This window comes from Streptomyces himalayensis subsp. himalayensis, from assembly GCF_013778455.1.
Taxonomy (GTDB): domain Bacteria; phylum Actinomycetota; class Actinomycetes; order Streptomycetales; family Streptomycetaceae; genus Streptomyces; species Streptomyces himalayensis.
Map to the genome: position 1 here is coordinate 24,412 of NZ_JACEHE010000028.1, position 14,364 is coordinate 38,775.

The following is a 14,364-nucleotide window of genomic DNA, read 5'->3' on the forward strand; positions in this document are numbered from 1 at the left end:
CCTCACCTCCTGATATCAGCGACTGACATCACCGGAAGGTACAAACCCATGTTTTCCCCTCTTAGTGATCTGACCCGCCGCAAGGCGGCTCGCAGCGCCCGTACGTCGAGCTGGGACCAGCGCGGCCGCAACCAGGACTACTGGACCACCCCGGCGCACTCCAGCCGCGTTCTCGCCGACCTGGAAGGGCCGGGCCAGATCACGCACATCTGGATGACACAGTTCTGCCGCAAGACGCTCGGCCCCGGTCTGATCGACCCTCTGGAGGCCGACACCGTCGCGCCGGTCATGGAGATCCACAACGCGCTCGGGGTCAACTGGGAGGAGCCGGACCCGGACTACTACCGCAAGGTCCTCATCCGCATCACCTGGGACGACGAGGAAGAGCCGGCCGTCCTGGTCCCGCTCGGAGACTTCTTCGGAGTGGGCCACTGCATGCCCAACAGCTACCAGTCCGCGCTCTTCACCGTCTCGGCGAAGCCGGAGGAGTCGCTGATATTCGGCGGCAGCGCGGCCTTGAACTGCTGGGCGCCGATGCCGTTCAACGAGCGGGCCCGGATCGAGCTGGTCAATGAGAACGACCTTCCGATCCAGCAGTACTTCTACATCGACTACGAACTCTTCCCCGAACCGCTGCCCGAGGACACGCTCTACTTCCACGCCCGCTGGAACCGCAACAACCCGTGCAACGGCTGGGCCCCGGACATCCAGACCAACAGCCCCGAAGTGAACATCGTCGACGTCACCGGTGAGGACAACTACGTCATCCTCGACACCGAGGGCACCGGCCACTACGTCGGTTGCAACCTCTCCGTCCACCACCGGCAGGGCAGTTGGTGGGGCGAGGGGAACGACATGATCTGGATCGACGACGACTTCCGCCCCGACGGCACCACCGTCTGGCCACCGTCCCTGCACGGCACCGGTACCGAGGACTACTTCAACCACGCCTGGGGCATGCAGAAGAACGCCTACCTCTACCACGGCGCCATCCTCCACGAGGCGGACGTCCCGGGCTACTCGGTCAACTACCGCTTCCATGTGACCGATCCCGTCCGCTTCGAGGAGCGCATCAAGGTGTCCATCGAGCACGGCCACGGCAACCACCTGAGCGACGACTGGGCCTCGACCGCCTACTGGTACCAGACTCTTCCTTCGCCGAAGGCGACCATTCTCCCGCTCGAACAGCGCCTGCCCGTCCGTCCGGTCGGCCGGCCCATGCCCGCCCCGGCCCCCCGCAGCGGCGTCGTCGCCGAAGAGATCGCCGGGATGCGCGAGCGGTACCGGGCCCGCTTCGAGCGGCACATGGAGCATCTCGCCGAGCGCACACGACTGCGCGGCGAGCGCTCGCTGCAGGAGTCCGAAGCCAACACCAAGCAGGCGGCAGATGTACGGAACCGCTACAACGAACGCGCTCGCGGCTGACCCCGTGCACGACGCAGAAAGGCACCGAGCCGTGTCCACCCAAGCGCGGGACCCGCACTTTCCCGCACTCCACCTGCGCCCGCCCCGCCACTGGCTGAACGACCCCAACGGGCTGGTCTTCCACGACGGCTACTACCACGTCTTCTTCCAGTACAACCCGCTGAGCGCCCGCCACGCCGACATGCACTGGGGGCACTTCCGCAGTCCCGACCTCCTCAACTGGGAACTGCTGCCCATCGCGCTGGCCCCCACCCCCGGCGGCGAGGACGCCGAGGGTGTGTGGTCCGGCAACGCCGTTGAAGCGGACGGCGAACTCATCGCCTTCTACTCCGCCAAGCACCCCGGGCGCTGGTACCAGCCGGTGGCCCGGGCCGTCTCCCGCGACGGCGGTCTGACCTTCACCAAGCACGAGCGGCTGATCGTCGCCGAGCCTCCCGCGGGAGCCACCATGTTCCGCGACCCCTATGTCTGGCGGGACGGCGAGCGCTGGCGCATGCTCGTCGGCGCCGCCCTGGACGACGGCCGCGGCGCAGCAGTGCAGTACTCCTCCACCGACCTGACCGACTGGGCGTACCAGGGCATCTTCCTCGCCCGCGCTCCCGAGCCGCTGCCCGGCGGCGGCACTACCGCGCAGGGCTGGGAGTGCGCCCAGTACGCGCACTTCGGCGACGGCCGCGGCGCGGTGCTGATCAGTGCCTGGAACCCGCACGAAGGGGCCCTCTGCACGGTGGCCTGGCCCGGGCACGAGGAGGGCGGGAGCTTCGTCGCGGGCTCTCCCCAGCGTCTCGACCACGGACCGGACTTCTACGCGCCGGCGCTGCTGCCTGCCCCTGACGGCCGGTGGTTGATGTGGGCCTGGATCTGGGAAGCGCGGGACGAGGAGCGCGTCGGCGCCCGCAGTGAGTGGACGGACGAGGTGGGATGGGCCGGGATGCTGTCCCTGCCGCGCGAGTTGACGCTCGGCGACGACGGGACGGTACGGCAGCGGCCCGCACGGGAAGTCGAGCGGATGCGGGGGGAACGGCGAATCGGCGCAACGGGCGAAGCGCGGGCGGACCAGCCCGCGGTCCTGGGCGAGATCGGACGTATCTGTGACATCAGCGTTCGCCTGGAAACCGCCGGAGGACTGCGGCTGATCACCGATGTGGCCGGCAGCGAGTACCTGGACATCGTCCGAGACCCCGCCACCGGCGAGGTGGTCGTCGACCGAACCCACGCCTCGCTGGACCGAAGGGCCAAGGGCGGCAGCTGGCGGCTTCCCGCGCAGGCAGGACCAGTGGATCTCCGTATCGTGCTCGACCACTCCGTGGCCGAGATGTTCACGGACGAGGGTCAGGCGCTCACGCTGCGCCTCTATCCGGTCGGCGACGCCCCCTGGCGCCTGCAGGCCGTCTCGGCCGGAACCGCGCCGGTTCCGTACGCAGTTGAGGCATGGGACCTCGCCGGTCTGCCCATCCACGACAAGCGGCCGGAATCGGAGCGGATGTCATGACCGCCATCGTCATCGGTGAGGCGCTGGTCGATCTCGTGTGGCGCACCGGCGCCGCCTCCGTCTCCCCCGTCCCGGGTGGCAGCCCGGCCAATGTCGCGGTGGGCCTGCACCGCCTGGAGCGGACCGTCCGCCTCACTGCCTGCTGGGGTGACGATCCGCCCGGCGCGCTGGTGCGCGAGTATCTGCACGCTACCGGTGTGCCCATCGACCGCGCGGAGTCGGCCTCGGGCCGCACGACTCTGGCCCTGGCGTACGTCGACGAGGCCACCGGGGCCGCCACGTACGACTTCCTGGCGAGCTGGGACCCTCTGCGGCTGGCCTTGCCACCTGACGTGACGCTCCTCCACACCGGTTCGCTGGCCATTGTGGTGGAGCCGGGCGCGGAGCGGGTACGGCAGGCCTGCCACGACGTCCGGTCCCGGCCCGGCGGCGCGGTCGCCGTCGATCTCAACGTACGCCCCGGTGTCCAGCCGGATCGGGCCGCCTACCGGGGTGCGGTCGAGCGGATCGTGTCGACCGCCGATGTGGTCAAGGCGAGCGATGAGGATCTGGCCTGGCTGTATCCCGACCGGTTGCCCGGCGATGCCGCCCGCGACCTGCTCGCCATGGGCCCGCACCTGGTGGTGACCACGTACGGCGCCAAGGGTGCCCGCGGACTTGTCGCCGGTGCGGATGTCATGGTGGCAGCACCGCCGGTGAAGGTCGTCGACACCATCGGCGCCGGCGACGCCTTCCAGGCTGCGCTGCTCGCTGCCCTCTTGCAGCCGAGTGAGGACGGCACGCACCGGGTGCGCCTGCCCGAGGACCACGACGACCTGGAACGACTGCTGCACCAGGCCGTGACCGCCGGCGCGCTCGCCTGCGAACACGCCGGTGCCCACTCCCCCACCCGGGCGCAACTGGACGCCGCACTCGGCATCGCGTAGCCGCGCTTACGGAGGGCCAAATTCCCCTCGCGGTGGACCGTCTTCGACGGACTGCCCGCCGCGAGGGCTACGGACGGCCCGCCTCGCGGAATGAACCGCCCCGCCGCGCGAAATCAACCGCACCGCACCTGTCCACCACCTCACGGAGAGACGCATGCCCATGTCTGTTCCCTCCTTCTCCCTCGGCGACGATCTGCTCGGCCGGGCCGCCAAGCGGCGCCGCGCCCGCTCGGCACGCGTGGCCAGCTGGGACCACACCGGCCTGAACGAGGACGCGTTCGTCGTCATGCCGGGCGAGACGGCAGTCCTGGCCGACCTCGAGGGCCCGGGGGCCATCACGCACCTCTGGTTCGTCCAGGGATGCCGCCTCGTCCTCGGCCCCGGACTGTTCGACGCCCGGCAGGCCGGCACCGCGATGGTCGAGTTCAACAATGCTCTCGGCTACAACTGGGAGATCAACGACGCCGACTACTACCGCAACGTCATCATCCGCATGTACTGGGACGACCAGGAGCACCCCAGCGTCGTCGCACCGCTCGGCGACTTCTTCTGCGTCGGGAACTCCATGCCGGCGAGCTTCCAGTCCCTGCCCTTCACCGTCTCGGTCAAGGAGGACTCCGAGCGCAAGTACGGCGGTCCCGCCGCCTTCAACTGTTTCCTCCCCATGCCCTTCAACTCCCGGGCCCGCATCGAGGTGGAGAACCAGGGGGACGCGGCGTACATGCAGTACTTCTACGTCGACTACGAGCTCTACGCAGAGGACCTGCCGGAGGACACCCTCTACTTCCACGCCCAGTGGCGCCGCAACAACCCGTGCGACGGCTGGGGGCCGGACCTCCAGGTCAACAGCCTGGAGACCCAGGTCCCCAACCTCGACGGCAAGGACAACTACGTCATCCTCGAGACTGAAGGCGCCGGCAACTACATCGGCTGCAACCACACGGTCACCCACTTCACGGGTACCTGGTGGGGCGAAGGCGACGACATGATCTGGATCGACGACGACTTCCGCGCCGACGGCAGCACCAGCTGGCCCCCCAGCATGCACGGCACCGGAGGGGAGGACTACTTCAGTCACGGCTGGGGCATGCAGAAGATCAACTATCCCTTCCAGGGCACGATCATCCACGAGGACGACGTTCCCGGTTACCAGATCAGCTACCGCTGGCACCTGGCCGACCCGGTCCGTTTCGAGGAGCGCATCAAGGTCACCATGGAGCACGGCCACGCCAACCACCTGTCGGACGACTGGGCCTCGACCGCCTACTGGTACCAGACCCTCCCCGGCCCTCGCTTCGATGTCCCTCCGGCCGACCAGCGCCTCCCACGCCGCTGGGAAAGCCCCTCGATGAAGGACCTCCCGGCCCCCGACCGCGGCCGCCTCGACGACCTGCGCAAAGCCATGTACGAGCAGCGCGACGCCCGTATGGCCGAGTTCACCGCGCAGCGCCAGGAGTGGCTCGAGCGCCGAGCGGAGGAGTCACGGCAGCGATCGGCCAAGAACGCGGAATACGCCCGTGAGGTTCGCCGCCGCTTCATCGCGCGACGTCGAACGGACTCAGGAACGTGAGGACGGACTTTTCGTATTGATCAACTGCTGCAACTCCGCGTTGAACGACGCGCCGTAGGGCGCTGCCAGGTGCGAGCGCGCTGCTGGCAGTCGTGGGTGCCGGGTTGCCAGTCGGCGGCGGCGAGCAGTGGGGCAAGTCGTCTCTGGCGACGGTGCTGCAGCTGCTGGACGAGCTCGCTGCTACCGACACCGACACCGACAGCGCGTCCGCGTCGGCGACCACGGGCACGCCGATCGTGGCTCTCGCCGGGGCGAGACTGCCCATCGATCGCAGGGCCACGCGGCGGGCGTGTTCTCCCCGGAGACCGGCGTGCGGATGCTGCAGGAAGCGGGCTGTTCCATCGACGATGTCGCCGAGGAGATCGAACGCATCCAACAGCGGGCATTCGAACCAGGCCGCCCGGCTCGCGGATGCGACCGGCGACAACGCGGCGGTACGCGAGTCCCTGGGCCTGCCCGAAGCTCGACCCGCTGCCCGCGGTGCCGCTCGTTGCCGCTCGTTGCCGCCCAGCCTGACCAGCCCACCCAGGACGGGTTGCACGCCAGCCGCGACCAGGCCACGCCGCCGGCGTCACGGCAGTGATGTTCCGGCGCGGGCGCTCAGGCGCCGAGACGAAGAAACGCCTATGTGGGTCGACGGCAAACGGGATGGGAGCTGGAAAGAGTGGTGGGTTGGCGTGCGTGGTGAAAGCCAGGTCTGTCATGCACGTGCCGAATGGAGCGGGCAGCAGCCGACCCGATTCGCAGGCCGCTGTACGGTCTCTTGGTCATGCTCCACCCGGGCCCAGGAGGCCACCCCCGGCACTGTGGAGTGACTGTCGGAGGGGCACCTTCGGCGAAGTGGTACGCGCGCCCGTTCAGCCGGTCGGAAGCTTCTGCTCGCACCAGATGGTCTTTCCGACCGTGGCATGCCGGGTACCCCAGCTCTGGCTGAGCTGGGAGACCAGGAGCAGGCCCCGGCCGCCCTCGTCGTAGACCCGGGCCCGGCGCAGGTGCGGCGCGGTGCTACTGGCGTCGGAGACCTCGCATATCAGCGTGGCGTCGCGAATCAACCTCAACTGGATCGGGGAGTCGCCGTAGCGGATGGCGTTGGTGACCAGCTCGCTGACGAGTAGCTCGGTGGTGAATGTCGCGTCTGCCAGTCCCCACTGGTCGAGCTGTTCGACGGCCACCTTCCGGGTGCGCTCGACAAGGGACGGGTCAGCGGGGATGTCCCAGATGGCGACCCGGTCGGAGGCGAGGACACAGGTGCGGGCGAGGAGCAGGGCGACGTCGTCGGCGGGGCGATCAGTCACCAACCTCTGGATGACGGTGTCGCAGGCGGCATCCAGCGACGGTGTCCGCACCGCCAGCGCGTCACGCAACGTGTCCAGGCCCTCGTCGAAGTCGCGCTCACGGGACTTGACGAGACCGTCGGAGTAGAGGGCGAGCACGCTGCTCGCGGGCAGGGTCAGCTCTGTGGTCTCGAAGGGCAGGCCGCCCAGCCCGAGCGGCGGGCCTACAAACCCGGACACACTTTCCACAGCCCCGTCGGGAGTGCGCAGGGCGGGCAGCGGATGGCCGGCCGAGGCCAGCGCGCAGCGCCGGGAGACCGGGTCGTAGACCGCGTACAGGCACGTCGCTCCCAGCTCGCCGGCCGCCGCGACATCGCCTTCTGCGGTGCCGGTCTGCTCGTCACCGGTCAGGCGGATGACCAGGTCGTCGAGATGGGTGAGGAGCTCGTCGGGCGGCAGGTCGACGTCGGCCAGGGTACGAACGGCGGTGCGCAGGCGTCCCATGGTGGCGGACGCGTTGATGCCGTGGCCGACGACGTCTCCGATGATGAGGGCGACCCGGCTGCCGGAGAGCGGGATCACGTCGAACCAGTCACCACCCACGCCGACCTGGGAGCCGGCCGGCAGATAGCGGAACGCCACCTCCACAGCCGTCTGCCGGGGCAGCCGCTGCGGCAGCAGACTGCGCTGCAGAGCCAGCGCGGTCGCCCGCTCACGGGTGTAACGACGCGCGTTGTCGATGGCCACGGCAGCCTTGGCGGCCAGCTCCTCGGCGTCGGACAGATCCCTCACCTCGAAGGGTTCCGCTCCCCCGGCACGCCAGAAGCTGACCATCCCCAGCGGCACGCCCCGCGCCCGCAGCGGCGCCGTGATCAGCGAGTGGATACCGTAGCCCAGCACCGGCCCGGCATGATCCGGGACCAGAGACCGCCATGCGGTGGAAGCTCGCAGGTCGGGCTCGATCCTCGCACGCCCACTACGGAGGAGGCTGCGGGCGCGCGCAGCAGACACGGCGGTTGTGACCAGCTCGCCCACCGGGTGGAACGGGTGGTCCTCCCGGATGCCCGCGACGGCAACCCGGCGCATCTCCGCCCCGTGGACCGCCGGCTCCTCTCCGCGCAGGACGAACACCGCCAGGTCCACGGTGACGAAATCCGCGAACCGGGGCACCGCCACCCGCGCCAGCTCCTGCGCGGTCCGCTCCACATCGAGGCTGGCACCGATGGCCATGCCGGCGTCGTGCAGCAAATCCAGGCGGCCATGAGCCGCCTGAGCCCGCTCCCGTTGGCGGCGGCCGCGGATGGCCAGCTCCGAGACAGCGGCACCGATGACAAGCAGGAGGATGACCGTCCAGCGGTCCTCGGCACCTGTTATGGAGAGCGTGAACCATGGGTGTATCAGGAAGAAGTCCAACCAGACGGTGGCCGAGACTGCCGCGATCAGGCCTGCGATGCGGTCCCCCTGGGCGGCCACAGCCACCACCACCGCCACCAGTACGAGAGCCGCGTCGTTGCTGGGGAAGGTGGTACGGAACGGCACCAGCGCCAGAGCAGCAACCAAAGGTGCCACCAGGGCGGACACCGCTGCCCGGCTTCTTCCCAGCACGTGTGCATGGCGCTCCACGTTCACTTGGACCGTCTCCTCGGTGGCGAGCTGCCGAGCCCCCTTGCCCCTCAGGTCAGGGAGAGGTGTCCTGACCCTGGGCATCTCCACACGTCGTGGGGTCAGCGGCCTGGGGCCGTGAAGACACCTCCCGAACGAGGTGCCTCCTTGGAACTCGATAAGTCCAACCCCGCGCCGGACCACGCCTCACCTGTTCATTACCCATCCTGACCGGACATCGGCATCACCCGAACATGCATTCGCAGATGTAGCCGACCAGCACACCGCCTCTGTGCGTGACCGCCCCGCACGAACGGACCCTGTGCCGCATGGGCGCAGTGGCTACGCTGATCGTCGGCGCGGGGCCGCTGTGCTGGTGGAGGACTGGACCCGCATGGACAGGCTGCATTTGGAGGAGCGGATACTCAATCTGGTGTCGTCGCAGAACATGTGCGTGCTCGCGACGGCACGGCCGGAGGGGCCGCTCGCGACGCCGGTTCGGTACTTCCACCTCGACTTCGCGTTGATGTTCAGCACGCTCCCGCATCGCCGAAGATGAGGAACACCGACGGTAGGAATCACGTCTCCAAGCGCTCGAGGCGGGCGAGTGCCGTCTGGGCGGCGCGGCGCGCATGCCGTGCGGCCGGGGCGGTCTGCGTGGCCCGATGTCGTGCGTTGTCGAGCTCGGTTCGGACCCGGCGTCGCAGTTCCGCCGTGGCGTGGAGTTGGCGGGCCAGCTCGGTCGCGCGCTCTTCGAGTTCGTGGAGTGATGCTTCGGCGCGCTCGACGTCCGCTTGCGCCTTCTGGTGTTCCTCCTCGCGTCGCCGGGCGTGCTGTTCGGCTGCTTCCGCCTCGCGGTTGGCCTGGGCAAGCTTTCTACGCCGATCGTCCTCGAGGCGCTTCTCGCGGGCGGTCTTGGGGCTGATGACGTGTAGGTCCGGTCCCGGTGGCGTCTTCCGCCGTCGTGCACTGTGTGCTGTGAGGGCTGGACGGACGGGTACGTCGGCGACGGCGGCCGCTGTGAATCCGACCGGAGCAACGAGAGCGTTGACGAGCCGGCCGGAGGCCCATTCCTGTGCCGCCGCCGGATCCGTCAGGACCGTGTGCAAGGTCTGCTCGATCTTGCGCTGCGCGGCCTCGCCGATGGGATGCCCGGCCTCGGCAGCCAGGGTGCGGGCCTGCCGTGACAGGACGCCCACGAGGGTGTGCTGCTGCCGGCTCAGGCGCTTCAGCCGCTCGCGGGCAAGGTCCTGGTGAGCCTGGCGCAGGCCTTCGCCGAGCCGGAGCAGGCGGGCGACCTGGACGGGCTCGGAACGCACCAGCAGGTTGCTGGCCCAGGCCGACAGCGTCGGCCGGCGCAGCGCGGCGATCTCGGCGGCCAGCTTCGCCTTGCCCGCCCTGCGGGCCTCGGCCCCCCGTATCGCACGGGCCTCAACGAACTGCGTCGGATGCAGCCCGTACAGCTCGTCGGCGATGCTCTCCAGGTCCACGGCTCACCGCCGCCCTTCCTTCCTGCCTTCCTTCCGATGAATAGATTCTTCACTTTTTGTCCAGGCACGTTACTTATATGACTCTTGTTCCTCCGGTGACGCAGATGCTGGCCCAGGTCTCGCAAGAGCTGCCGCGGCGTGGCGCTGCCGGGCGGGACGGTGTGGGGGCCCAAGTGGGATGGCTTCCGGCTTCTGGTGTTCGCCGCCGCCGACGGCGAGGTGTTTCTGCAGTCGCGCAGCGGCCGCGTCTCACCACGGCGTTCCCAGAGATCGCGCCGGCCGCCGCGGTGCTGGGCGACGACGCCGTCATCGACGGTGTTATGTGACCTGCACGGGTGTCTCAGGTGCTTGGTGTCTCAGGTGACTTGTCCTCGACCGGGACGTGGCCCGTGTTGTCCCCGTCCGCCTCCACCTCAAGCACCGCGGTCAGCCCGGCTCCGCATGCGCTTGGCTGGACGGCGGAGGCCCCGGCCAACGCCTGGCAGGGCGCCGCACCCGGGACGAGGTCACCCACGGTCACTCCGACACACCGTACGAGAGCCCCGATCCCCTCTACGGCCTCGGCCGCAGTAGGGCGTTTCCTGCCCTGACGCGGCTGGCCGGCCGGGTCCGCGCGGGTGCTGCGGTTCAACGACGGATCCGCCATTACCGCCCAGACCATGATCCTGGCCACCGGGGTCTCCTACCGGCGGCTCGCGGCGCCCGGTCTGGAGGCGCTGACCGGCTGTGGCGTCTTCTATGCCCCAGCCAGGGACCGCCGATCCATGGATAAACCTTCCTCTCCCGCCCCTGCGCGGGCGCCCCTACGGTCGAGGCTGCGGGCGCTCACCGGCCCGCCGTAACGAAGGAGCGAGACCCCCATGAAGATGACCGGCAACACGATCCTGATCACCGGCGGAACCTCGGGCATCGGGCTCGGCCTGGCCCTGCGCCTGTACGAGGCCGGCAACAAAGTGGTCGTCGCCGGCCGGCGCAAGGAACTCCTCGACGAGATCACGGCTGAGCACCCGGGCATCGACGCGCTCGTCCTCGACGTCGCGGACCCCGACTCGATTGCCCGGGCCCGCGAGACCGTGGCGGCGAGCCACCCGGAGCTGAACGTCCTGGTCAACAACGCCGGCATCATGCTGCGGGAAAGCCTCCTCGACCCGGCCGGACTCCCGGTCGCCGAGGATCACGTCACGGTCAACCTGCTCGGCACGATCCGGATGACGTACGCCTTCCTGCCGCTGCTGGTGGGCAAGGACGACGCGGTCGTCATGAACGTCACCTCGTCGCTGGCGTTCGTACCGTACCCGAGCACCCCGACCTACAGCGCGACCAAGGCCGCGCTGCACTCCTTCTCCGAGAGCCTGCGCATCCAGCTCGCCGGTGCTGGCGCCGGTGTCCAGGTGATCGAGGTGGTCCCGCCGGGCGTGCGCACGACCCTGCTGGGCCAGCAGGACAGCGACCAGTCCATGCCGTTGGACGACTTCCTCACCGAGACCCTCGACCTGCTGCGCGAGAAGCCCGATGGGAAGGAGCTTGTCGTCGAGCGCGCCAGGTTCATCCGCGACGCGGAGGCCAACGGCTCCTACGACGACGTCCTCGCCATGATCAGCGGCAGCTGACCGACCTGTAATGACCGACGCGGAACAACGGCACGCTGGCGGGTCCTGTTGGGCCACATCATCGAGGAACGCGAGCTGGACCCGCCTCGGGGTGGTCGGCCGGTCCCAAGCGTTGGGCGTCCTCGACGGAGGACCGTCGCCGCAGGCCGTCTTCCATGCCGACGGCCTGCGGCGCAGCCGACAGCCGGCGAATTTCCCAGCGGGTCATGCATGTCAGGTGACCATCGGGTCGTCTCACTGCGAGCGCCCTCGGCGTCGGCCGTGCGGGCGGCTTCGCGGGGGTGGGAGAGGAGGGCTCAGCCATGGACCGGCGGTCTCTGGATAGTCCGGCGGGATGCGGCGAGGATGGGGGCATGGACAAGAAGGAACTGGCGGAATTCCTGCGCCACCGGCGTGAGACGCTGCGCCCCCGCGACGTCGGGCTGGTCGAGGGGCCGCGCAGGCGTACGCAGGGGCTGCGCCGCGAGGAGGTCGCGCAGCTCGCCGGCATGTCCACCGACTACTACGCCCGGCTGGAACAGCGGCGAGCTCCGCAGCCCTCCGTCCAGATCACCACGGCTCTCGCCCGGGCACTGCGGCTGACCCTGGACGAACGCGACCATCTCTTCGTCCTCATCGGCCACAACGCCCCGGCCCGCTTCCACCGCTCCGAACACGTCAGCCCGACGCTGATGCGGGTCCTGGACCGCCTGGACGACTCCCCGGCCCTGGTGCAGACCGACTTGTTCGACACCCTCGCGATGAACCCGTTGGCCGTGGCGCTGGTCGGCGACCTGACCCGCCACACCGGTCTGGCCCGCAGCGGCTACTACCGCTGGTTCATGGACCCAGCCGAGCGTCTGGTGTATCCCGAGGAGACCCACGAACACCACGGCCGCGCCCATGCAGCACGCCTGCGGGCCGCGCTGACAGCCGGCAGCGACACCCCCCGAGCCGCCCGGATCCTCGCCGAACTCCAGGAACACAGCCCCGAGTTCGTCCGCATGTGGGAACTTCAGGAGGTCGCCCAACGCTACGACGACTGCAAGACCATCCTCCATCCCGAACTCGGCCGCATCGATGTCGACGCCCAGGTCCTGTTCACCGAGAACCGCGCCCAGACCCTGGTGGTGCTGACCACTCGCCCCGGCACGGAGAGCCACAGCAAGCTCGAACTGCTCTCCGTCATAGGGCACCAGCAGCTCACCCCCTGACGTCCTGGGCCGGGGGACGGGTCAAGGCTCGGCGCGGGAGGGGCCGGACAAATGCACCCTGGAGTGGTGCAGGTCGACGTACCGGAACGGCGCCCGCTTCAGCAGCCCCGCATCCAGTGACCACGCCACCCACTTGTCCAGCGCCGCCACCGACCGGTTCCACGTCCCCACCGACACAGCACCCGGCCCGCCACACCACAACCGCACCCGTTTGTAAGCCCGCAGATCATCGCCGTCGCACACCCAGATCGGCTTGCCATGCCACGAGGTCTCCAGGAACCGGACGAAAAGCATCACGTCCCGGGCGTATCCCAGAACGCTGTTCTCGGCACGCACACCCCGACTCGGCAGCTCATGCAGAAAACGGTTCAGTTGCAGGTCGTACGACCCGTCCCCTGCCAAAATGAACGGCTGACCCTCGCGGACGCCTCCGCGGTCCAGCACAGCCACCGGGCCAGCAGTACCCAGGCAGCTCTCCGAACGGGACCGGCTCGTCGTGCATAGATCCGCGATCATGGCACCGATACCATCCCGCTTCGATCGCCTCGTAGACGTCGGATCCGTCCACCATCCCGAAGCCGAGACACGGGCGCCTTCTCCCCGCTCAGAAACCACTCACGCCGGTGATCTGCCGAGGGAGTCGGAACCTTCATCATGGGCCGCGGTGCACGGTGCTTTGGGGCGTGAGTGCGCCTTTGGCACCGTGCCGGTCCTGACGGCGGTCAGGCGGGAGTGATGTTCTCCGCCTGCGGGCCCTTTTGGCCCTGGGTGATGTCGAAGGTGACGGCCTGGCCTTCCTGGAGCTCGCGGAAGCCGCTGGCGTTGATGTTGGAGTAGTGCGCGAAGACGTCGGGGCCGCCTCCGTCCTGCGCGATGAAGCCGAAGCCCTTTTCGGCGTTGAACCACTTGACGGTTCCGCTGGCCATGCCGGTGCCTCTCAGTCGATGACGGATCCGCACCGCGCGGACCCGGAGGTGGTCGTCCTGGTCCTGGGGCACTGCACAGCAAAACGCCCGCACCACGGCGCGGGCAGGTACTGCGAACCACGACATCTGCCAGCGACGCTACACGGCGGCACCACCCCTGACCAGTGAGCAAGGACCGTCAGATGAAGTGGTGTTGCGGACGGCTACGGTCATTGCGCCTCGGGCTTCCGGCACGGGCTGGGTCGTAGAGCACCGCCAGCGCCAGGCCAGTGGGCCTGCTCGAAGGAATCGACCCGCATCGGCATCGGCATCGGCCGTCACGTGGGCATGGCAAAGCCCGGGCCGCGGGCCCCTGGCCCGTGCTGTGTGGCCCGGGCACAGCACGGGCCGAGTTGGTCAAGGCGTAACTCAGTGCCGTGGGCCGCTGCGAGCTACGCACCGGCCATCGACCACGGCAACCCATCCCTGCATCAGGCCGAGCAACAGCAGGCCACCAGCAAGATCAACAAGCCAGTCTCGCAGCCACATCAGAGCCCGGTGGTGACGCGACCGCGGCTGCGGGTGGGTGACGGCGTGTTGCGCGGCTCCGGCGGCCGCGCAAACAGGTCTTCCGGCGCAGCGGTGAGCGCGTCGGGGGTGTTATTGATGCGGGAAGGCCTCGGAGGTCCAGGTGTTTCCGGGCGCACCGCAACGTAGGCCAGACGTGCGTGCTCAGGGCTGACGGGGCCGCGGCTGGATGAGGCCCGGTCGCCGTCGAGGACGTGTGCTGTTGCGGAAGGCTGAGCGCATGCGCGGAGCGTTGCCGGTGGAGCCGGCGAACGGTGAGACGAGCTGGTCTCGCCCGGGGTGAGGCGGG

The 14,364-nt window shown here is 69.1% G+C and carries 12 protein-coding genes; 7 read left to right on the forward strand and 5 right to left on the reverse strand.

Features of this window, described 5'->3' with window-relative positions; translation table 11 throughout:
* Positions 1–48 precede the first annotated feature (48 nt).
* The 4 genes from H1D24_RS32780 to H1D24_RS32795 all read left to right on the forward strand — a co-directional run bounded on the left by H1D24_RS32780 (position 49) and on the right by H1D24_RS32795 (position 5,413).
* The gene (locus H1D24_RS32780; protein WP_181661367.1) at positions 49–1,425 is read left to right on the forward strand and encodes a glycoside hydrolase family 172 protein; all 1,377 of its coding nucleotides are present in this window, start codon (positions 49–51) and stop codon (positions 1,423–1,425) included.
* Between the two features lie 31 nt (positions 1,426–1,456).
* Positions 1,457–2,917 carry a glycoside hydrolase family 32 protein gene (locus tag H1D24_RS32785; RefSeq protein WP_309484521.1) on the forward strand — a complete coding sequence of 487 codons (1,461 nt, stop codon included), beginning with the start codon at positions 1,457–1,459 and terminating at the stop codon, positions 2,915–2,917.
* On the forward strand, positions 2,914–3,843 hold the full coding sequence (locus H1D24_RS32790; protein WP_181661369.1) for a PfkB family carbohydrate kinase: 930 nt from the start codon (positions 2,914–2,916) through the stop codon (positions 3,841–3,843). The genes H1D24_RS32785 and H1D24_RS32790 overlap by 4 nt, the downstream gene beginning before the upstream one ends.
* 154 nt (positions 3,844–3,997) lie before the next feature.
* Positions 3,998–5,413: a glycoside hydrolase family 172 protein gene (locus tag H1D24_RS32795; RefSeq protein WP_258564487.1), complete on the forward strand. Its 1,416-nt coding sequence runs from the start codon at positions 3,998–4,000 to the stop codon at positions 5,411–5,413.
* A gap of 857 nt (positions 5,414–6,270) precedes the next feature.
* Here the strand turns inward: H1D24_RS32795 and H1D24_RS32800 are convergent.
* Positions 6,271–8,268, reverse strand: a complete 1,998-nt coding sequence (locus H1D24_RS32800) for a SpoIIE family protein phosphatase (protein ID WP_309484522.1) — start codon at positions 8,266–8,268, stop codon at positions 6,271–6,273.
* 415 nt (positions 8,269–8,683) lie between these two features.
* Here H1D24_RS32800 and H1D24_RS32805 point away from each other — a divergent pair, with 415 nt between their 5' ends.
* Entirely contained in the window at positions 8,684–8,848 is a 165-nt protein-coding gene (locus H1D24_RS32805; protein ID WP_181661370.1) for a pyridoxamine 5'-phosphate oxidase family protein, read from the forward strand.
* Positions 8,849–8,867: 19 nt separating this feature from the next.
* Here the strand turns inward: H1D24_RS32805 and H1D24_RS32810 are convergent, their stop codons facing one another.
* Both H1D24_RS32810 and H1D24_RS32815 read right to left on the reverse strand, forming a co-directional pair.
* Positions 8,868–9,779: a hypothetical protein gene (locus H1D24_RS32810; RefSeq protein ID WP_181661371.1), complete on the reverse strand. Its 912-nt coding sequence runs from the start codon at positions 9,777–9,779 to the stop codon at positions 8,868–8,870.
* Positions 9,780–10,119: 340 nt separating this feature from the next.
* Positions 10,120–10,293, reverse strand: a complete 174-nt coding sequence (locus H1D24_RS32815; protein ID WP_181661372.1) for a hypothetical protein — start codon at positions 10,291–10,293, stop codon at positions 10,120–10,122.
* A 346-nt stretch (positions 10,294–10,639) separates the two neighbouring features.
* On the opposite strand from H1D24_RS32815, the gene H1D24_RS32820 reads away from it, so the two are divergent.
* Positions 10,640–11,389: an SDR family oxidoreductase gene (locus H1D24_RS32820; RefSeq protein WP_181661373.1), complete on the forward strand. Its 750-nt coding sequence runs from the start codon at positions 10,640–10,642 to the stop codon at positions 11,387–11,389.
* 353 nt (positions 11,390–11,742) lie between these two features.
* A complete protein-coding gene (locus H1D24_RS32825) occupies positions 11,743–12,582 on the forward strand; it encodes a helix-turn-helix transcriptional regulator (RefSeq protein WP_181661374.1) in 840 nt (279 codons plus the stop codon).
* Positions 12,583–12,603: 21 nt separating this feature from the next.
* On the opposite strand, the gene H1D24_RS32830 is transcribed toward H1D24_RS32825, so the two are convergent.
* Both H1D24_RS32830 and H1D24_RS32835 read right to left on the reverse strand, forming a co-directional pair.
* Positions 12,604–13,032, reverse strand: a complete 429-nt coding sequence (locus H1D24_RS32830; protein WP_309484523.1) for a site-specific integrase — start codon at positions 13,030–13,032, stop codon at positions 12,604–12,606.
* A 272-nt stretch (positions 13,033–13,304) separates the two neighbouring features.
* The gene (locus tag H1D24_RS32835) at positions 13,305–13,508 is read right to left on the reverse strand and encodes a cold-shock protein (RefSeq protein ID WP_037751662.1); all 204 of its coding nucleotides are present in this window, start codon (positions 13,506–13,508) and stop codon (positions 13,305–13,307) included.
* Between the last annotated feature and the right edge of the window lie 856 nt (positions 13,509–14,364).

Coding starts and splice junctions, on each gene's coding strand:
- H1D24_RS32780 (WP_181661367.1), top strand. CDS start 49: ATGTTTTCCCCTCTTAGTGATCTGACCCGCCGCAAGGCGGCTCGCAGC.
- H1D24_RS32790 (WP_181661369.1), top strand. CDS start 2,914: ATGACCGCCATCGTCATCGGTGAGGCGCTGGTCGATCTCGTGTGGCGC.
- H1D24_RS32795 (WP_258564487.1), top strand. CDS start 3,998: ATGCCCATGTCTGTTCCCTCCTTCTCCCTCGGCGACGATCTGCTCGGC.
- H1D24_RS32805 (WP_181661370.1), top strand. CDS start 8,684: ATGGACAGGCTGCATTTGGAGGAGCGGATACTCAATCTGGTGTCGTCG.
- H1D24_RS32820 (WP_181661373.1), top strand. CDS start 10,640: ATGAAGATGACCGGCAACACGATCCTGATCACCGGCGGAACCTCGGGC.
- H1D24_RS32825 (WP_181661374.1), top strand. CDS start 11,743: ATGGACAAGAAGGAACTGGCGGAATTCCTGCGCCACCGGCGTGAGACG.
- H1D24_RS32835 (WP_037751662.1), bottom strand. CDS start 13,508: ATGGCCAGCGGAACCGTCAAGTGGTTCAACGCCGAAAAGGGCTTCGGC.